Consider the following 22,219-nt stretch of genomic DNA (forward strand, 5'->3'; position numbering starts at 1 on the left):
TGTACGTAATTATCTAAGCACTCATTCAAGAACGGAACAACAACAAATTACATCTATACTTGCACTCATAAACGCACATATTACAATATAATAATCCTTTGTTTATTTGATGATATCATTATGATAATTGTATTTAAAAAAATTAAAAAATTCAACCACAAAGAATAGATTAATTGTTATTTGCACAGAAACTGAATCGGTAGCATTGTTTAATAATTACACGATAATTATTTCAATTATAGAACATATTGTTACAGATAATTAAAAATTACAATATTAATGATTAGTATTATATATATTTTAAAGATAAAAAAATTGAAAATTACTATTATTTAACGATTTTTTTTGATTAATGCGTAAATATATAGAAATGCTTGGATCAATATTCCTGATTATGCTATTGTAGTGAAAATAGTTTGTACTACATAAACAATCAGTCTATTTTTCACTACACATTATATTAGTAACAGTATACAATTGCAATAATTAAAAAATAAATATACGTATTATATTATTGCAATTAGAGTTATAGAAATGACACAGGTGCAAATGTGCTATATATTACAGGCTTGTAGCTCAGGCGGTTAGAGCGCACCCCTGATAAGGGTGAGGACGGTGGTTCAATTCCACTCAGGCCTATCATTATTAATTTGTTACTTCATCAAAAAATTTGTTTTATTAAAGAAAAATACGTAAATATTCGTTTACTCTAAAAATAGATCTGATAAAATAAATAATGTTGGTTTTTTGTTCCATGTATAATAAGCATTCATTAGTACTAATTCTAATTTTTAATTTAACCATATGAAAAATGGTATCTGCTGACACAAAATCAACTATTCTTAGCTATAGTTTAATATCTGTATTTTATACATATGCGTTAAAAATTTTAATTTTTATCAAAACTTGTTTTATTTTTACGACAAATGATAGAAAAATTTTGGTACGTATATATAGGCGAGAATAATAAACCATAAAAAATTAAATAAATTTTGCGCATATATATCAAAGGTCGTGACACTATGCCAGTTCGGGTATTAGACGAATTGCCTGCGGTAAAATTTTTGCAAAACGAAGATGTTTTTGTTATGCAAAAATCCCAAAATATTTTTAAAGAGCTCCATTCTTTAAAAATATTAATTCTTAATTTAATGCCAAAAAAAATTGAAACAGAAACCCAATTCTTACGATTATTATCAAATTCTCCTTTACAAATTGATATCCAACTATTACGCATAGACGACCGAATCCCTAAAAATACACCTGTTGAACATTTAAATAATTTTTATTGTAGTTTTAAAGATATTCAACATCAAAATTTTGATGGATTAATTGTAACTGGAGCTCCTCTAGGATTAATTGATTTTACAGATATAACTTTTTGGCCACAAATCAAGCAATTATTTTTATGGGCAAAAGAGCACATTACTTCAATACTATTTGTTTGTTGGGCAACTCAAGCAGCTTTAAAGATATTATACAATTTTCCTAAATTTGTTCGAAAAAAAAAATTGATAGGAATCTACCAACATAACACTATACATTCTCATGAACTTTTAACAAAAGGATTTGACGAGATGTTTGCAGCTCCTCATTCTCGTTATTCAGATTTTCCAAAAAATTTAATTTATCAAAACACAGATTTAAAAATCTTAGCAGAATCTGATGAAGCAGGTGTATATTTACTTATTAGTCAAGACAAACGTTTAATATTTGTTACGGGCCATCCAGAATATGATGCGTTGACTCTATCTCAAGAATATTATAGAGATATTAAATCAGGGTTAAACCCAACATTACCAGATCATTATTTTCCTCAAAATAACCCTAATTTGATGCCTAAGATAAATTGGAGAAGTCATGCGTATTTATTATTTTCCAATTGGTTAAATCATTACGTATATCATACGTCATAAAATGTTTAATTTTATTTAAATAAAATGAATACATGAATAACAACTCATATTTTAAACTATTTATTTTAAAAGAACTAAGTTTTTAGTTGTTTATCATAATTTATTAATCACAATTAATACGTATATATTATTTATGTATATAGTTTTATTGGTAATAAATATTTTAAAATACATATTTTTTCAAGATAAAAACATGATTCAATTAAATATAAATAAATGTATATAGATTTTATTTAAGAATAAATAATTATTCAATGTATTTTAATCTCCATGAGCATAAATTTTAATTATATTGATATGTATTAAAAACATGATATGATCACTTCTATTATGTTACTCATAACATACTCACTTTAATAGCAATGTTTAACTGAAAGTTGATTTTAGACCTCTATTCTATTTACTTATTTTTAAAATAAACGCGAAATAAATTATGAAAAACATCAATCCTACTCATACACAGGCCTGGAAGCATCTAAAACAACATTTTCATGATATGCAGAATGTATCAATTAGTGATTTATTTAATCAAGATAAATACAGATTTACACATTTCTCTAGAACATTTGATAATAAAATTTTAGTTGATTATTCTAAAAACTTAATTACAAATAAAACCATTATTAAATTGATATCTTTAGCTGTAGAATGTGACCTTATGGGAGCTATCTCAGATATGTTTCACGGTGAAAAAATTAATTATAGTGAAAATCGTTCTGTGTTACATATAGCTTTAAGAAACAGAAAAAATACTCCCATTTTAGTAAATAAATTAGATGTAATGCCACAAGTAAATGAAGTCTTAGAAAAAATGAAAAAATTTTGTAATCGTATTATTCAAGGTAGTTGGACAGGATATACAAATAAAATAATCACAGACATTGTTAATATAGGAATTGGAGGTTCTAATCTTGGCCCTTATATGGTAACTGAAGCATTAAAACCATATAAAAATCATCTAAATCTGCACTTTATTTCTAATATAGATGGAACTCATATTTTTGAAAAATTAAGATATTTGAATCCAGAAAATACGTTATTTATAATAGCATCAAAAACTTTTACCACTCAAGAAACTATGACTAATGCACATAGTGCACGTAGTTGGTTTTGTAAAGCTACTCCTAATGAAAAACATATATCTAGACATTTTATAGCGTTATCTACAAATGCTATTGAGGTTTGTAAATTCGGTATTGATCCGTCGGAAAACATGTTTAAACTGTGGGATTGGGTAGGTGGTCGTTATTCATTATGGTCATCCATCGGATTATCTATAATGCTATCGTTAGGGGTGAATAACTTTGAATTATTATTAACTGGGGCCCATGCTATGGATTTGCATTTTTATCACACACCTCTAGATAAAAACCTACCAGTAATTTTAGCACTGATTGGAATTTGGTACAATAATTTCTTTCAATCAGAAACCGAAGCAATTTTTGCTTATGACCAATATATGCATCGTTTTACGGCATATTTACAACAAGTAAATATGGAATCTAATGGAAAAAGTATAGATCGTAATGGATACCCTGTTACATATCAAACCGGTCCTATTATATGGGGAGAACCTGGAACTAATGGACAACATTCATTTTATCAACTGCTTCATCAAGGAACTAAAATGATTCCATGTGATTTTATAGCACCAGTAATAAGTCATAATCCTATATCTGATCATCATGAAAAGTTAATATCAAATTTTCTTGCTCAAACTCAAGCATTAGCTTTTGGGAACACACACCAAAAAATATTACAAGAATCTAAAAAATCTAACAAAAATTATATATCCCAACAACATTTAGTTCCGTTTAAAATATGTAAAGGAAATAACCCCAGCAATTCCATTTTAGTTAAAAAAATTACTCCCTACACTTTAGGAGCTTTAATCGCTCTATACGAACATAAAATATTTACACAAGGCGTTATCTTCAATATTTACACCTTTGATCAATGGGGAGTAGAATTAGGAAAACAACTAGCTAACAATATTTTATCGGAATTAAAATGTAAAAATATTATTTCTAGCAACCATGATAGCTCGACTCATGGTTTAATCAATTACTACAAATCCTGGTGTAATTAGAATAATTCTTTCGTTATAAAACTACCCATTTATTTACTATTTGCACATATGTAACAAACTAATTATGACAGAAATTATATGTAATTATTGTTAAATAGTTACATACTCTATTTCAACTTTAACCGGTATTTAATTTAGTTTTTTTACATTTATACGCATATCAATTTTTATAATTTTCTTATAAAAAGATAACATATAATACTTTTAGTAGTCTTTTTTCGATATAAAAACCAATAACTAGGAATTATATTAATATTAAAAATATTTTTATTTTTTGAAGTTTCTATGTAAATCCAAGATTCTTTTTTAAAGAGATTATACCGTTCTAACAAAAAAACAACTTCAGGTATAACGTTGTCTTGAAAAGGAGGATCTAAAAAAATTATATCATAAGTATTAATTGACCGTTGGAACCAAGAACGACAATCAGTATATATTACTTCGCTATTGTACGCTAAAAAAGACTGCACAATTGTCATCAATGCTTTAATACAAATATATCTATTATCTAAAAAAGTTACTTTATTAGCTCCTCTAGACAATGATTCCAAACCTAATGCACCAGTTCCAGCAAAACAATCTAAGCAACTAGCACCAGAAATAATAGGATTAAGCCAACTAAATAGCGTTTCACGTATACGATTAGTAGTTGGACGTACATTAGCACACCGAATAATAGGTATTTTACGCCCTTTCCATTTACCTCCAATAATTCTAACTTTCCCAATAGCACTTAATCTCAGTTTATTTTTATACATTTACTGCATCTTTTACACAATAAGATACGTAACTCATAATAATTCTAATCTTCTAATATTAAAAAAGACACCTACCGTTAGAAACAATACTAACTTTTATATTATCTCCGATAAACTCTAACTGTTTATACATGGACTTACATATTCCACACACTATAAACATTATAGATCATATCTATAGTTATACAGTACGATAATTTAATATGTTCATATATCCACCATACTCTTAATTTGTTGTGCTGTTGGCTAATCATATTTGATACTGATCATTGATCAATGATCATTAAATATATTGTATTCTTGTAAAGAACAACATAAAATATTTCATCTATATAAATAATTTATTATTTACAAATTTTCTATAAGACTTAAATATATTTTTGTTGCTTGCATACGTCATCATTGATCAATGATCAGTATCAAATATACAATATAAAACAAAATTAATATTTAATATATTGATAATAACGACAAGGTCAATACACATGAATTATGAACATAATTTATTTAACAGACTAAAACAGAGTTTATTAAATACTCGAAAAAAAATGGGTGATAACATAATAAAATTGATTCGTAACAAAAGTATTGATGTCGATATATTAAATGATATTGAAAATAAATTATTAGTTGCAGATATAAGTACGCAAACTACTCAAAAAATTATTAATAATTTGAAAAATTATATTAGCCTTCACGCTAATTGCAATAAAAAATCTTTCTATGATTCATTGCGTAATGAGATATTAAATATACTTATATCTATCGATAAACCATTACTTATACAAGAAAAAAAACCATTTATCATATTAATGATAGGGGTCAATGGAGTTGGAAAAACTACTACTATTGGGAAATTAGCATATTATTACCGATTAAAAAATAAAACTGTAATGTTAGCGGCAGGAGATACCTATAGAGTAGCAGCAACGGATCAATTAGAAATTATAGGAAAACGTAGTGGTTGTGTTGCAGTAATAAAAAATAATACTACTGCCGATCCTGCCTCAGTAATTTTTGATGCTATTAAAATAGCTAAAATGAAACTTATTGATCTGCTCATTATAGACACTGCGGGTAGATTACAAAATAAAATCCATTCAATGGAAGAATTAAAAAAAATTATTAGAGTTATAAAAAAAATTGATATAGAAGCACCTCATGAAACTATACTAGTTCTTGATGCTAATATCGGACAAAATTCTATCAACCAAGTACGTATGTTCAATGATACAATTGAAGTTACAGGAATAATTATGACCAAATTGGACGGTAGTGCTAAAGGAGGTGCTATTTTGTCTATTGCTGATCAGTGTTCCATTCCAATACGATATATTGGAATGGGACAAAACATCGATGATTTTCAACCATTTGAACCACACAATTTTGTTGAAGCTATTTTTAAAAAGTAGTCCTAATAATACAACACTGTGTCTAAATTAGATGAGGATTTATTTTAAAAATATTTATATTAAATAATAAAGATTTATTTATAAATAACTATTGCAAAATGATATTATTATCATCTATGATACTTTTGTGAGTATTTTTAAACATTATTAAATTTTAAAAAATAAAATATTAGTTTTAGTTAATTTAAATCAAAACTTTACATACACTAATATAATACCTTAATAAAGAAATAAAATTAGAGCTACAAAAATCATTATACTTGCAATAATTGTACAAATGAATCCGCTATAATAAATGTGTATAAAAATTTTACTCGAAATCTAACATACACATTATCAACGACTTTAATTTTTTAAAATATTTATATTTCTTACTACTACTAGCTATAGACCGTATGATATCCTTAAGAAGGATATTTATTTATCAGTAATGATAACAAATAACTTTATGGTACTTTGATTCCATTAAATTAATAGTACAACTAATAATGGTTCCATTATAAATGCGTTGTGCTGTTTCTATCGAGAGAATAGTCCTTTTCAATATAAAAGGACTATTTTATACTTAGTTTCATACATATTCCATACGGACATGATATAATTATCTGAATACATATGATCATTGTAGGAGAATAAATGCCTAAAAATATGCAAAATAGCGTAACTCTAGTTCCCCAAGGAACTTTAGAAGCATATATAAGAGCGGCTAATTCCTATGCTCTTCTTACCTCAGAAGAAGAACAAGCGTTGGCTAAACGATTATATTATCATGGAGATTTAGAATCAGCAAAAAAACTTATTGTATCACATTTAAGATTCGTCATTCATGTTGCTCGAAATTATTCTGGCTATGGACTACCGCAAGCTGATTTAATACAAGAAGGTAATATTGGTTTGATGAAAGCCGTGCGTCGATTTAATCCAGAATTAGACGTTCGTTTAGTATCGTTTGCTGTGCACTGGATTAAATCAGAAATCCATGAATATGTTTTAAAAAACTGGCGTATTGTAAAAATAGCTACTACTAAAGCACAACGTAAACTATTTTTTAATCTAAGAAAAACTAAACAACGATTAGGTTGGTTTAATGCAGGAGAAATAGAAATAGTTGCAAAAGCATTAAACGTAACTAGCAAAGATGTGCGAGAAATGGAATCTCGTATGGCAGCACAAGATATGACTTTTGAGCAATCTTCAGATGAAGATAATCGAGGAATAATAGCGCCTATACTATATTTACAAGATAAAATCATCGCTTCTAATGAAGAAAATGAATGGATTGATCAGGTTAGTGATAAATTGAACACAGCTATAAATACTTTGGATAAACGCAGTCAACATATTATTCGTGCACGATGGCTAAACGTAGATAATAATAAAAGTACATTACAAGAATTAGCTAATCAATATGGTGTTTCTGCTGAACGAGTACGTCAATTAGAAAAAAATGCCATGAAGAAAATGAAATTAATAATACAGAACTGATTAATTTTTTATAAATATCATTTACAAAAACACAAATCATTAAACATATATTTATAAAATTTTAGTTACTTGACTGTATACATAATCATTTGATACCATTCTCACAAATGAAAAGCTTAAAATTATCTGATAATAGATATTATACTTAATAATTAACTGTAAATACTATATGTAATTAGATTTTGGTTTCTTAATATTAATTTAATAGCCATTAGATTAACTGTTGATATCAGCAATAGTTTTTGAAAATATTTTTATTTTTATTCTTGAAACTTACTTTATATAACTAAAGACAGATCATGGAGTAAATTATGACAATTGCCGGTCATACATTAGGATTTCCTCGTATTGGCTTACATAGAGAACTAAAGTACGCTCTAGAAAATTATTGGAACGGAAAAATACAAGAAGATAAATTATTAGAAATAGGTCGCACATTGCGCATGCGTCATTGGAAACAACAGAAAGATTCTGGTATGGATTGGATCCCGGTAGGTGATTTTGCGTGGTATGATCATGTTCTAACTACCAGTTTAATGCTTAATAATATCCCAAATAGACATCACGATTTTCAAGAAAGGCTTACTTTAAATACACTATTTAAAGTAAGCCGGGGTTATTCTTTAAACAAAAAACTGATACCTCCTGCAGAAATGAAAAAATGGTTCAACACAAATTATCACTATATAGTGCCTGAATTTACCCAAACTCAAGAATTTAAATTAAATTGGACTCAATTGTTTGACGAAATAGATGAAGCTTTATCACTAAAATATAAAATAAAACCGATACTACTCGGTCCAATTAGCTATCTTTGGTTAGGAAAAGTAAAGGGGAAAAAATTTAATCGATTATCATTATTACCCGATTTATTATCAGTATATAAAGATATATTGACCATTTTTTCAAAAAAAAACATTGATTGGGTGCAAATTGACGAACCTATATTAGTTTTAGAGCTTCCATCGAAATGGTTAGAAGCATATTTGAATGTTTATGAACAACTTCATGGCAAAATTAAACTATTACTAACTACTTATTTCGACAGTATATATCATCAGCTAAATACCATCAGACAACTTAAAGTAGATGGTCTACATGTAGATTTAGTTTCTAGTCCTGATAATGTGTCTTTGATTCACGAACAACTACCAAAAAATTGGATATTCTCAGCAGGAGTAATTAATGGACGTAATATATGGAAAACTAATTTATATAATTGGTTCAAAAAACTTTCCCCTTTGGTAGGAAAGCGTAAGATTTGGATAGGCTCTTCTTGTTCCTTATTACACAGTCCTATCGATCTAAATATGGAAAAAAAATTAGACAAAAATATCACAGAATGGTTTGCTTTTGCATTACAAAAATGTTCTGAAATAAAAATGTTATGCACTGCTTTAAATTATAAAAATAAAAATGACTCAACATATGAAGAGATACTTAATAAGTATTATATGGCCAATAATCTAAGAGCTCACTCCACTACAGTTCATAATATACAAGTCAAAAAAAGACTTGAACATATTAATAAAATTCCACACTCTCGATACTCTCCATATACAACACGAGTTATATTGCAGAATAAAAGGTTTAATTTACCATTATTTCCAACAACTACTATCGGTTCATTTCCTCAAACTGAAGAAATTCGTAAACTTCGTTCAAACTTTAAAAATAACGAAATTGATCAAAAAGATTATTACGTTGGTATTAAAAATTATATTAAACAAATTATCATGGAACAAGAAAAATTAGATTTAGACGTTTTAGTGCACGGAGAGCCAGAAAGAAATGATATGGTAGAATACTTTGGAGAAAACTTAAATGGATTTATATTTACTCAAAATGGATGGGTACAAAGTTATGGTTCTCGTTGTGTGAAACCTCCAGTAATTATTGGAGATGTTAGTCGTACAAAACCCATTACTACAAAATGGATAAGTTATGCTCAATCGTTAACTAATAAACCAATAAAAGGTATATTAACTGGACCCGTAACTATCATGTCGTGGTCATTCCTACGTGAAGATGTACAACGTAAAACAATAGCATTGCAATTAGCGCTATCAATACGCGATGAAGTAATAGATTTAGAAAAATCTGGAATTCGGATAATACAAATTGACGAACCAGCTTTACGAGAAGGATTACCTTTAAAAAATTCTAATCAAAAACAATATTTAGAATGGGCAATTAATGTATTTAAGATAACTGCATCATCAGTAAAAGATGATACTCAGATTCATACTCATATGTGCTATTCCGAATTTAGTGATATTATTCATGCAATTATAGAATTAGACGCAGATGTTATCAGCATAGAAGCATCTAGGTCAGACGAAAAAATATTAGAAACCATACAACATGCATTAGTAAACTTAAATGAAATTGGCCCGGGTATATATGACATTCATTCTATAAATGAACCCACTCAGAATGATCTTATCGAAAAAATTAATCAATTATTAAAATATATTCCAAAAAACCGTTTATGGATTAATCCTGATTGTGGATTAAAAACAAGAGCATGGCCTGAAACTAAACGATCATTAAATAATATGGTATCTGCAGTAAAAGTATTGCGTAAACAATACTCATAAATTATAACTAATAATTTTTAATGATTTAACCATAAACATCGCAACAAAATCATTAAATCCGTTATTTTATTATAAAGTATATCTATGAACTTTTGTTTAAGAGATAATTATCAAAAAAAAATTTAATTTATGTTATTTGTATTCATAAAATTCAAAAAATTTGAAAAAATCATAATCAATTTTTAACTATATAAAATATATCTGTAATCGTTTTCAACATAATTAAGTAATCATACTATGTCTATAACTAACGTGTTTCATTTAGGTTTAAAAACTAGTGACCTTCAAGGCGCAACTTTAGCTATTCTTCCAGGAGATCCTAACAGAGTTAAAAAAATTGCATCGCTTATGAATAATCCAAAATATATTTCTAGCTCTCGGGAATTTACTACTTGGTCTGCAAGCATTAATGAAAATACAATAATCATTTGTTCCACAGGAATAGGCGGACCATCCACTTCTATTGTAGTAGAAGAATTATCCCAATTAGGAATACGTATATTCCTACGCGTAGGCACTGCGGGTGCTATCCAAAAATATATAAAAATAGGAGATGTATTAATAGTAACTGCCGCTGTCCGTTGTGATGGAGCTAGTCAACATTTCGCTCCGTTAGAATTCCCAGCAACAGCAGACCTATCATGTAGTGTGGCGTTAATTAAAGCTGCTAAAAAAATTGGTATTAAATCACACTATGGTCTGACTGTATCTTCAGATACATTTTATCCCGGACAAGAACGAAAAGATACATATTCTGGCCGAATTATTAAAAAATTACGTGGTTCTATGGAAGAATGGCAAAACATGGGGGTTATGAGTTATGAAATGGAATCCGCAACACTGTTAACTATGTGCTTAACTCAAGGACTACGAGCAGGAGTTATAACAGGTATTATCATAAATCGTACGCAACAAGAAACTCCAAATATTATTGGGATACGTAATGCTGAATATATGGCGATTAAAGTTGCAATAGAAGGCGCTCGTATCCTTCTGAATAAGGACGATAATTGGATATAATTAATTTATTTGATAATATTAACTATCAATTGTTATTATTATTTAAATTTTAAATTTAATTTATTATGACATGATTTAATTGATTTTAATAATTTTTATAAACATACTGTTTTTAAAAATATCTTCATATGACAAAATATTTTAACATTATTATAAATAACACATTTTACAATGTGATATAACATTAGGAAATTCAGATTCTTAAATTTATTTAAACAATCATATACAATGGTTAATAACAACAAGTTATTACTATAATATTTTATGGTTACATTTTATAATAGAGAATATATGACAATTGTCCCGTTTTACTTGTATAATATAATTAGTGTATTAGTGGGCTCTCTAATCACTGGAATATTCTGTAAAATTATAGAAAAAAAACGTTATATCCAAAAATATAAAAATAACTGTACAGCTCACGAGAACGCCTTGTGTATAATTAAACAAAATTTAAAAAATGAATCTGACTTACGACATGATATTGAACAGAAATTAAAAAACGAATTACAAACAGTATATGAACTATATGGGAAATTATCCACCACTGAAGAACGTTTAAAATTATTAGATCATTATCACCAAAAATCTAAAGAACTAAATCACGAATTACATGTACAATTGAATTTAAATCATACTCAAGAATTAAAACTGCAAGAATTAAATATTCGTTTAGAAGAATATAAGCTTGCAGCAGAAGAGAAACAAAAATTATTTGTTGATAGTGAAAATCGATTAGCTATGCAATTCGAAAATTTAGCAAATCGTATTTTTGAACAAAACGGATACAAAATAGATAAACAAAACCGAATAACCCTTGATAGAATGCTATATCCATTGAAAGAACAGTTAGAAGGGTTTAAAAATCAAATTCAAAATAACATTGAAAAAGAAGAACAAGCAAGACATACTCTAACGTATGAAATTCGTAATTTGCATCAATTAAACGCAAAAATCACTCAAGAAACTATTAATTTAACACAAGCATTAAAGGGAAACAATAAAACACAAGGTAGTTGGGGAGAAGTAATTTTAACTCGTGCATTAGAAGCTTCTGGTATGCGTGAAGGTCATGAGTTTCATATACAAGTCAGTATAAAACAAACAAATGGACATAGACTACAACCTGATGTCATTATTCATTTACCCCAAGGTAAAGATGTAATAATTGATTCTAAAATATCTTTAGTAGCCTATGAACGTTATTTCAATAGCAATAATGAAGAAGATCGACAGTTAGCTATTGTTGACCATGTCCACTCATTGCGTGCACATATAAAATCATTAAGTAAAAAAGATTACCAAAAATTATTTGGATTAAATACACTAGATTACATTTTAATGTTTGTTCCTATTGAATCTGCTTTTATGTTGGCTATTGAGAAAGAAGCATCATTATTAACTGATGCTATGCGATATAACATCATGTTGATTAGTCCTACAACATTGTTGATTGCTTTACGTACTATTAACAATCTATGGCGCTATGAATATCAAAATTGTCACTCAAAAAAAATTGCTGATAAAGCAGGGCGCTTATATGATAAACTACGACTGTTTACGGATGACTTAAACAAAATTGGTCTATATCTGAGTAAAGCAGAAGTTATTTATAACGCAGCAAAAAATAAATTTTCTGAAGGAAAAGGTAATATTATAAGTCAAGCGGAAAGTTTTAGAGCACTTGGGGTACAAATAAAACAACCAATCATTACTAATGATATTGCTCCTCAATCTATATTTTTATGTGATACAGAAAATAATTCTTCCAATCCATCCAATCTTGAAGATGACATCACCCAAAATACATGTCATGAATCTTTAATAAATGCTCGATAGAATATATTTAAAATATATAAATTAGTAAAATCAAAATACTTATTTTATTAAATTTTCAATAAATAAAAATATAATAAAAAGTCTTACCACAAAGAATAAATATGAATAATAAACACAAAAAAAATACGACTCATTTTGGTTTTCAAGAAATTCCCAAAAATGAAAAAACATTATTAGTATCTAATATATTCCATACTATAGCATCAAAATACGATTTAATGAACGACTTAATGTCCTTCGGCATACATAGAATATGGAAACAATTCATGATTTATCACAGTTCAGTTCATACCGGACAGAAAGTGTTAGACCTAGCCGGAGGTACTGGAGATTTAAGTGTTAAGTTTTCACGATTAGTTGGTAATTCAGGAATAGTAGTATTAGTAGATATCAACGATTCTATGATAAATCTAGGACAAAAAAAATTACGCAATTTAGGTATATTAAATAATGTGATATATGTACAAGCTGATGCTGAAGCTTTACCTTTCCCTGAAAATACTTTTGATTGTGTCGTTGTTGCTTTTGGTTTACGTAATTTTACAAACAAAGAACAAGCATTATGTTCAATACATAGAGTTCTAAAATATAAAGGTAAATTACTAATTTTAGACTTTGGAGTGCCTATTTTTAAAATATTAAATATAATATATGATTTATATTCATTTCATGTTTTACCCAAAATAGGTGAATTAATAGCTCAAGACGCTCATAGTTATCGCTATCTTGTAGAATCTATTCGTATGCATCCAGATCAAGAAACTTTGAAAAATATGATGACACAAACAGGATTTAATAATGTTAAATATTTTAATATGACTTATGGAATCGCAGTATTACATTGCGCACATAAATATTAAAACAATATATTTATATTAACAAACTGTTAAATCTTTTAAACATTATTCCGTATGAAACTAAAATATCCAATTATTTTTATATTTTAATAAAAAAATAATTGGATATTTTCAGTATTTAAAAAAAAATTATATTGTATAATGCATATATACCGTAATACTTATTATTACTTTTGACAAATATATAATACAGAATATAAAAATGTTTATATTAATAAATAACAGAATCTATAATTAATAGAGTATATTTAATAAAATATTTAGATAATATCTGGTTATATATTATTAATTTTATTCTGTTTATATTAACGATGCCTTATTAAAAAATAGATCATATGATCCAATACTTTTAGATTCCTATTACAAAAATGAATATTATTCATGTTTAAAAATATTGAATTACAATGATGAATAATAAGTAAGCTCTTGTACTGAGAGTACATTAGAATTATTGTAGTTTTCTTAAATACATTATTTAAAACATAACCAAAATATTTATCTGGTTATTTAGATAAATTATAGGACATTTAATGTTTTTTGATGAATTATATCGATTTTTTTACATAATTAAAACAATACTAAATTATGGATTAAGTGATTTTGTTCCCACCCATCGATTAATTTTCCCATTAAGAATAGGCAGTAGATTTTTTTTACGTATTTTAAATAAGCATTATCAACTAACTTTAGGAGAACGATTTCGTTTAGCATTACAAGAATTAGGTCCAATATGGATTAAATTAGGTCAAATACTTTCTACTCGTCGCGATATTTTCTCAGATTCTATTGCAGATCAATTGTCAATGCTGCAAGATCGTGTAGCTCCTTTCGATGGTATCCTTGCTAAAACATATATAGAACGTGCTATTGGCAATTCATTAGAAACATGGTTTAAAGATTTTCAAGAAATACCATTAGCATCCGCATCTATTTCACAAGTACATTCTGCCAGATTTAAAAAAAATAATAAAGATATAGTAATAAAAGTTATTCGCCCAGGTCTCTTACCTATTATTAAAACAGATATACGGTTAATGCATAGATTAGCTAATTGGATTTATAAATTTCTACCGGAAGGACGGAAATTTAAATTTTCAGAAGTTGTTTCAGAATATGAAAAAACCCTTTTTAACGAACTTAATTTATTAAAAGAAGCAGCTAATACTATTCAATTACGAAGAAATTTTAAAAAAAGTCAGATATTATACATACCTAAAGTATATGTAGATTTTTGTAGTGAAAAAGTTATGGTTATGGAGCGTATTTATGGTATACCCGTATATGATATAGTTGCGTTAAAAAAACAAAAAACTAATATGAAATTATTAGCAGAACGCGGAATAGAAGTATTTTTTACTCAAGTATTTAGAGATAGTTTTTTTCACGGAGATATGCATCCTGGTAATATATTCATTAGCCATAAGCATCCAGATAATCCAAAATATATTAGTATCGATTGTGGTATCATCGGATCTTTAAATAAAAAAGATAAATATTATTTAGCAGCAAATTTTATCGCATTTTTTAATCGCGATTATCGTAAGATAGCTGAATTGCATCTTGACTCAGGCTGGATTCCCATAAATACCAACATTGAAGATTTTGAATGTGCAATGAGAACGGTATTTGAGCCAATTTTTGAACAACCACTAGAAAACATTCCTTTTAGTAAAATACTACTATATTTATTTAATACTGCACGATGTTTTAATATGGAAATACAACCTCAATTAATTCTATTACAAAAAACTTTATTATATATTGAAGGAATAGTGAGGCAACTGTATCCTCATTTAAATATTTGGAAATCTGCTAGACCTTTTTTAGAAAAGTGGATGCAAGATCAATTAAAATTTTCAACAACAATATGTGCTTTGACAGACAAAATACCTAATTGGATAGATAAAATACCAGAATTACCTACTTTATTATCTAATGAATTTAAACGTTCTTGTATGCTACAAAAAAAAATAGAAATTTTAATAACAGAGCTAAAAACGCAACGAACTAAACAAAGTCAAGCATTATTTTTGTTCGGTGTTGGAGCAACACTAATTACCAGCAGTATTTTCTTGTGTATACAGGATAAATATTTTAAAAAATTTACCATTTTTTTATTTGTCACTGGAATATTCATTTGGACAATAGGTTGGAAACGTATTATGCAATAATCATTATTATTAATATCACATTTGATTTTATTTCTAATAAAAGATTATTTTAGCAATTCAAAAATACCTTCACATTCGTGCATTCGTGCTGTTCAAATGAAAATATTTTATACTCGATGTAACTATTTAACATAATGATGTTAACTAATATAATTTTAAGTTATATAAATTTATATTAATATAATTAAAATTTAAACTATTTTAAAAAACAACCTATTGATAACAATATATAATATATATTGTATATTGTATATTGTATATTGTATATTGTTATCAATAGCAGTATCAAATTAAAACAATAAATATAACATTAAGCCTATTAAATATAATGAAATACAAAGATTTACGTGATTTTATTAAAATTTTAGAATATAGAGGAGACTTAAAAAGAATTACTCTTCCTATTAATCCTGATTTGGAGATAACAGAAATTGCTGATCGTACCATTAAATCTGGAGGACCAGCGCTCTTTTTTGAAAACCCTAAAGGATACACAATACCTGTTCTTTGTAACTTATTTGGTACCCCTAATAGAATAGCTTTAGGTATGGGAAAAGAAAATATTCTATCATTACGTGATGTTGGAAAATTGCTTGCATTTTTAAAAGAACCTGAGCTCCCAACAGGAATACATGATTTTTTTTCTAAAATACCTCATTTTCGTCATATTTTACATATGCCTATTAAGCGTGTAAGTACAGCTCCATGTCAAGAAAATATTTGGTGTAATAAAGACGTAGATATTACACATATGCCAATAATGCGTTGTTGGCCTAAAGATGTATCTCCTGTAATTACTTGGGGGATCACAATAACTCGTGGACCAAAAAGAAAACGACAAAATCTTGGAATTTATCGCCAACAAGTACTATCTAAAAACAAAATTCTTATAAGATGGCTATCTCATCGTGGTGGAGCATTAGATTTTCAAGAATGGCATAAATATACTTCAGAAAAAAGATTTCCCATTACTGTAGCATTAGGAGCTGATCCAGCTACTTTACTAGGAGCAGTAATCCCTATCCCTGATACTTTATCAGAGTATGCTTTTTCCGGACTATTAAGAGGTTATAAAACTGAAGTAATTAAATGCATTTCATGTGACTTGGATGTTCCAGCTAATTCTGAAATTGTATTAGAAGGATATTTAGAACGAGGCAAAACAGCAACAGAGGGACCTTTTGGAGATCACACAGGGTACTATAATACTACTGCTCAATTTCCAGTATGTACCATTACCCACATTACCCAAAGAAATAATCCAATTTATCATTCTACCTATACTGGACGTCCACCAGATGAACCTGCAGTACTTGGAATGGCAATAAACGAAATATTTATTCCTATAATACAAAAACAATTTCCAGAAATTACAGATTTTTATTTACCTCCGGAAGGTTGCTCATATAGATTAGCTATCGTAACCATAAAAAAACAATATATTGGGCACGCCAAGCGTATAATTTTTGGAATATGGTCTTTTCTAAAACAATTTATGTATACTAAATTTATTATTATATGTGACGACGATATTAACGCACGAGATTGGAATGATGTAATATGGGCAATTACTACACGTATGGATCCTGCTCGAGATACCATAATAATAGAAAATACTCCAATTGATTACCTTGATTTTTCTAGTCCAATTTCTGGATTAGGCGCAAAAATAGGTATAGATGCTACAAACAAATGGCCTGGAGAAACTGAAAGAGAATGGGGTATCCCAATTAAAATGCACAATACAGTACGACATTATATTGATAGTATTTGGGATAAATTAAACATCTTTCATAAAGATAAACAGCGACAATAAAATCATTCTTCAAAACAGAAATCATCATATTTTTTTTTGATAAAAAAATCACTTTATATTCTGTTATTTAATTAAAAACAGTATTTATATATAAAATATAAATTATTCACTACTTAAATACATATCTTTCTATTGTAGAAATGACAATACTTTTATAGTTAATAACTAATACTACCTTAAAAACTCTTACTACATTTATCCTATTAAAACTATTTATATAAATATTAAAATAATCTCAATTTTTAAATTTCTTATATCAAAGATAAGAACATATTAGTAATATTAAGTCATTATTGTAAAAAATATTTTTTTATTTATTATTACATTTAATCAATACAATAATTATAAAATCTATTAATTTATAATAAACACACAAATTCTTATGCACATCAAATAATATTAGTATAATAATTTTAATTATCACATCGAGAAACTAAATAGAATATTATTAATTCAAATAAAAATATTATTTTTATTTGAATTAATAATAATACCTATATTTTAGTAATCAATGTTTGTAGGATTATTAGGAGGTTGTATGAAAAAATTACATCTTATTTTAATAATACTTTCTTTAATATTTTCATGCAAAAGCATTTCTTCTGCAATTATAGAAGGGAAACAATACATTCGATTAAATAAACCTATTCATAATGCTCCCAAACTATTAGAATTTTTTTCTTTTTATTGCCCACATTGTTATCAGTTCGAACAAATTTATCATATTTCTAACAATATAAAAAAAACATTACCCAAAAACATAAATTTTTATAAATACCATGTAAATTTTTTAGGTAATTTAGGACAACAATTAACACACGCTTGGGCTGTGGCAATAGCATTAGGAATAGAAAATAAAATTAGTCCCATATTATTTATAGCGATACAAAAACAACAATCTATCCATACCATAGAAGATATTCGTGCAATATTTATTAAATCTGGCGTTAATGCAGAAGCATTTGATACTGCTTGGGATAGTATTTTAGTAAAATCCTTAGTTTCAGATCAAGAACAGGCAGCAATAAATTTTCATCTAAGAGGAGTTCCATCAATATTTATCAATGGTAAATATATGATAAAAAACGACAAATTGGATATATCATCAGTAAATGCTTATATTCGACAATTTTGTGAATTATTAAATTTACTCATAAATAAAACATAAAATTTATATATTTATATAATTATTATACTCTATATATAATAACCTGGTTATATGACATAAACTCCATTTGATTTTTATTATTTTATAATTTATGATAAGACTATTGTCTAATGCAATTTATTAAATAAGTATCCAACATCCTTTAATCTTTTCTATAAGATAAAATCTATATATAAAATATCATTATGATTACAACTATAAATAATCCGATAATTTTAGTGGATGGTTCTTTTTATATACACCGCGCATATCATGCATTACCATCATTAAAAACTAGCAATGGAGAACCAGTATGGGTAATATATGGGGTAATCAATATGATCAAAAGTTTGTTAGTACGATATCAACCTGTTCATATGGTAATTGTTTTTGATACGATTGGAAAAACATTTCGTAATAACTTATTCGAAAAATATAAGGCTAATCGCATCAAAACCCCTAAGGATCTGTATATTCAAATAAATCCATTATACAAGATAATACAAGCCATGGGATTACCAATACTTCAGGTACCTAATGTAGAAGCAGACGATGTAATAGGCACGCTAGCCATATTTTACGCACAATCAGGAATTCCTGTATTAATTAGTACAGGAGATAAAGATATGGCTCAAATAGTATCACCTAAGATAACTCTTATTAACACTATGTCAAATATTATATTTACCCCTAAAGAAGTAGAAAGAAAATTTGGAATACCGCCAACGTTAATAGCTGATTATTTAGCATTAATAGGGGATCGTTCTGATAATATTCCTGGAGTTCCTGGAGTAGGAAAAAAGACTGCACAAATATTGTTAAAAAACATAGGCAATTTAAAAACATTATATGACAATTTAGATAAAATTGATATATTGGGGCTACGGGGCGCTAGGACAATACAAAATATATTACAGAGTAATAAGGAAATAGCATTTCTTTCTTACAAATTAACAAATATCAAAACAGATGTGTCTTTAGACACATCTGTTTATCAACTATCAATGCAACAGGTAAATATTAATACTTTATTGTCATTATTTAAACGATATGAATTCAAAAATTGGTTAATAGATTTAAAATCGAAAAAATGGTTACATAAATATCAATACTTAAATAAGCTACCATCAAACCAATGCTTAGAAAATACGTTTTTACATCAAAAAAACAATTTACCATTAGATTATGTCAAAGAAAAAAAAATTATTAAAATAATACATGATATTAAAATGCTTTATTATTGGATTGAAAAAATTAAAATATCCAAATTCTTTTTATTTAACATACATACAGATATATTTAATGCTGCTACAGCTAATATTATAAGCATATGTTTATCTATAAGTCCTAATGAAAGCGCGTATATTCCTATAAAAACTAATTCAATTAATAATCATCAAGATTTTTTATATCTTGAAGAAATACTATCAATACTACAGCCAATTTTAGAAAATTCCGAAATAAAAAAAGTTGGGCAACATCTAAAGTTTAGTCATGCTATATTAAAACGTTACAATATAAATTTAGTTGGTATGGCATTTGATGTTATGTTAGAATTGTATATATTATACGGTACTTCTAATTATCAAGACATAAAAAGTTTTTTAGATAAGGACACATTCAAAGCTGTTATAGATTTTAAAAATAATTACCATAAAAATGGTATTATCTCAGACATACATAATATACAATCACAATCTCTACATGCCGCTAAATTTATTAAATCTCTATTTAATTTACATCATATTTTGTGGCCAAAAATACACACAAATGACAAACTAAAGAAAATATTTGAAGAAATAGAAATGCCTTTAGTATCTATATTATCTCGTATCGAAAGTTATGGCGTATTAATAGATAAAAAATTACTTAATGCTCATTCAGTGGAATTAGATTATCGACTTAATGAATTAAAACTGGAAGCGTATCAATTAGTAAATACTTCTTTTAATCTTTCTTCAACCAAGCAATTACAAGAAATATTATATAATAAGCAAAAATTGCCAATTTTAAAAAAGACACCTACTGGCATTCCTTCAACTAATGAAGAAGTATTAAAAAAATTAGCGAAAAAATACACAATGCCAAAGATCATTTTACAGTATCGTAGTTTAGCTAAATTAAAATCCACTTATACTAATAAATTAATCGCTATGATTAACGAAACATCGAATCGAGTACATACCTCATATAATCAAACTAGAACTTCTACGGGACGTCTTTCTTCTACTAACCCAAATTTACAAAATATTCCAAATAGAAATTTGGACGGTAGAAAAATACGTCAAGCTTTTATTGCTCCAACAAATTTTTTAATTGTAGCAGCAGATTATTCACAAATAGAACTAAGAATAATGGCGCACTTATCTCAAGATATCAAGTTAATCAATGATTTTCTTTCTGAAAAAGATATTCACACTGCAACAGCTTCCGAAATATTTGTAACTGCACTGAATTTAGTGACCAATGAACAAAGACATCAAGCTAAAACTATCAATTTTGGATTAATTTATGGAATGAGTGCATTTGGATTAGCTCGTCAATTATCAGTAACATGTAAAGAAGCGCAAAAATATGTAGATCGTTATTTTAAACGGTATCCTGGAGTCATGAGATATATGAAACACATTCGAGAACATGCCAACAAATATGGCTATGTATCTACATTAGATGGACGAAAATTATATTTGCCAAATATTTTTTCTTCTAATATTTCTCAGAAAAAAAGTGCTGAAAGAGCAGCAATCAATGCTCCTATGCAGGGAAGTGCTGCTGACATTATTAAAAAAGCAATGATATCTGTTGATAATTGGTTGCAAAAGGATGAAATTCCAGCACGTATAATTATGCAAGTGCACGATGAATTAGTATTTGAGGTACACCATGATATCGTAGATCCAGCTGTGAAAAAAATCAAAAAGTTAATGGAAAATTGTTTTGTTATTGATGTACCACTAAAAGTAGATATTGGTATCGGAAAAAATTGGGAACAAGCTCATTAATACTATTTACTATTAATTTAGTACATATGCTATACGAAATAATATACATACAAATATTAAATACCAATTCAAATAGTTTATTCACATATAAATTTATATAGTTTATA

General features: G+C 27.3%; 13 protein-coding genes and 1 tRNA gene. 13 read left to right on the top strand and 1 reads right to left on the bottom strand.

Translation table 11 applies throughout. The features are described 5' to 3' along the window. Positions 1-565: 565 nt before the first annotated feature. From QMA81_02055 to pgi, 3 genes are all read left to right on the top strand, one after another. Positions 566-639, top strand: a tRNA-Ile gene (locus QMA81_02055). 383 nt (positions 640-1,022) lie between these two features. Then, on the top strand, positions 1,023-1,916 hold the full coding sequence (gene metA / locus QMA81_02060) for a homoserine O-succinyltransferase (protein ID WHL25080.1): 894 nt from the start codon (positions 1,023-1,025) through the stop codon (positions 1,914-1,916). A gap of 433 nt (positions 1,917-2,349) precedes the next feature. Beyond that, a complete protein-coding gene (gene pgi / locus QMA81_02065; protein ID WHL25081.1) occupies positions 2,350-4,005 on the top strand; it encodes a glucose-6-phosphate isomerase in 1,656 nt (551 codons plus the stop codon). Positions 4,006-4,172: 167 nt separating this feature from the next. On the opposite strand, the gene rsmD is transcribed toward pgi, so the two are convergent. Continuing rightward, positions 4,173-4,763, bottom strand: a complete 591-nt coding sequence (gene rsmD, locus QMA81_02070; protein ID WHL25082.1) for a 16S rRNA (guanine(966)-N(2))-methyltransferase RsmD — start codon at positions 4,761-4,763, stop codon at positions 4,173-4,175. Between the two features lie 485 nt (positions 4,764-5,248). On the opposite strand from rsmD, the gene ftsY reads away from it, so the two are divergent. From ftsY to polA, 10 genes are all read left to right on the top strand, one after another. Continuing rightward, positions 5,249-6,175 carry a signal recognition particle-docking protein FtsY gene (ftsY, locus tag QMA81_02075; protein WHL25083.1) on the top strand — a complete coding sequence of 309 codons (927 nt, stop codon included), beginning with the start codon at positions 5,249-5,251 and terminating at the stop codon, positions 6,173-6,175. A 636-nt stretch (positions 6,176-6,811) separates the two neighbouring features. Continuing rightward, positions 6,812-7,660 carry an RNA polymerase sigma factor RpoH gene (gene rpoH / locus QMA81_02080; GenBank protein ID WHL25084.1) on the top strand — a complete coding sequence of 283 codons (849 nt, stop codon included), beginning with the start codon at positions 6,812-6,814 and terminating at the stop codon, positions 7,658-7,660. Between the two features lie 311 nt (positions 7,661-7,971). Beyond that, positions 7,972-10,260 carry a 5-methyltetrahydropteroyltriglutamate--homocysteine S-methyltransferase gene (gene metE, locus QMA81_02085; protein ID WHL25085.1) on the top strand — a complete coding sequence of 763 codons (2,289 nt, stop codon included), beginning with the start codon at positions 7,972-7,974 and terminating at the stop codon, positions 10,258-10,260. Positions 10,261-10,497: 237 nt separating this feature from the next. Beyond that, the gene (gene udp, locus QMA81_02090; GenBank protein ID WHL25086.1) at positions 10,498-11,280 is read left to right on the top strand and encodes a uridine phosphorylase; all 783 of its coding nucleotides are present in this window, start codon (positions 10,498-10,500) and stop codon (positions 11,278-11,280) included. Positions 11,281-11,571: 291 nt separating this feature from the next. Further along, the gene (gene rmuC / locus QMA81_02095) at positions 11,572-13,119 is read left to right on the top strand and encodes a DNA recombination protein RmuC (GenBank protein ID WHL25087.1); all 1,548 of its coding nucleotides are present in this window, start codon (positions 11,572-11,574) and stop codon (positions 13,117-13,119) included. 101 nt (positions 13,120-13,220) lie between these two features. Further along, a complete protein-coding gene (gene ubiE, locus QMA81_02100) occupies positions 13,221-13,979 on the top strand; it encodes a bifunctional demethylmenaquinone methyltransferase/2-methoxy-6-polyprenyl-1,4-benzoquinol methylase UbiE (protein WHL25088.1) in 759 nt (252 codons plus the stop codon). Between the two features lie 527 nt (positions 13,980-14,506). After that, positions 14,507-16,147, top strand: coding sequence for a ubiquinone biosynthesis regulatory protein kinase UbiB (gene ubiB, locus QMA81_02105; GenBank protein WHL25089.1), 1,641 nt, complete (start codon positions 14,507-14,509; stop codon positions 16,145-16,147). 328 nt (positions 16,148-16,475) lie between these two features. Then, the gene (ubiD, locus tag QMA81_02110) at positions 16,476-17,963 is read left to right on the top strand and encodes a 4-hydroxy-3-polyprenylbenzoate decarboxylase (GenBank protein ID WHL25090.1); all 1,488 of its coding nucleotides are present in this window, start codon (positions 16,476-16,478) and stop codon (positions 17,961-17,963) included. A 538-nt stretch (positions 17,964-18,501) separates the two neighbouring features. Continuing rightward, positions 18,502-19,131 (top strand): thiol:disulfide interchange protein DsbA, encoded by a 630-nt coding sequence (gene dsbA, locus QMA81_02115; protein WHL25091.1) that lies wholly within the window; start codon positions 18,502-18,504, stop codon positions 19,129-19,131. A gap of 185 nt (positions 19,132-19,316) precedes the next feature. Further along, entirely contained in the window at positions 19,317-22,112 is a 2,796-nt protein-coding gene (gene polA, locus QMA81_02120) for a DNA polymerase I (GenBank protein ID WHL25092.1), read from the top strand. Positions 22,113-22,219: the final 107 nt, after the last annotated feature.

Source organism: Candidatus Blochmannia vicinus, assembly GCA_030020825.1.
In the GTDB taxonomy this organism is placed as follows: Bacteria; Pseudomonadota; Gammaproteobacteria; order Enterobacterales; family Enterobacteriaceae; genus Blochmanniella; species Blochmanniella vicinus_A.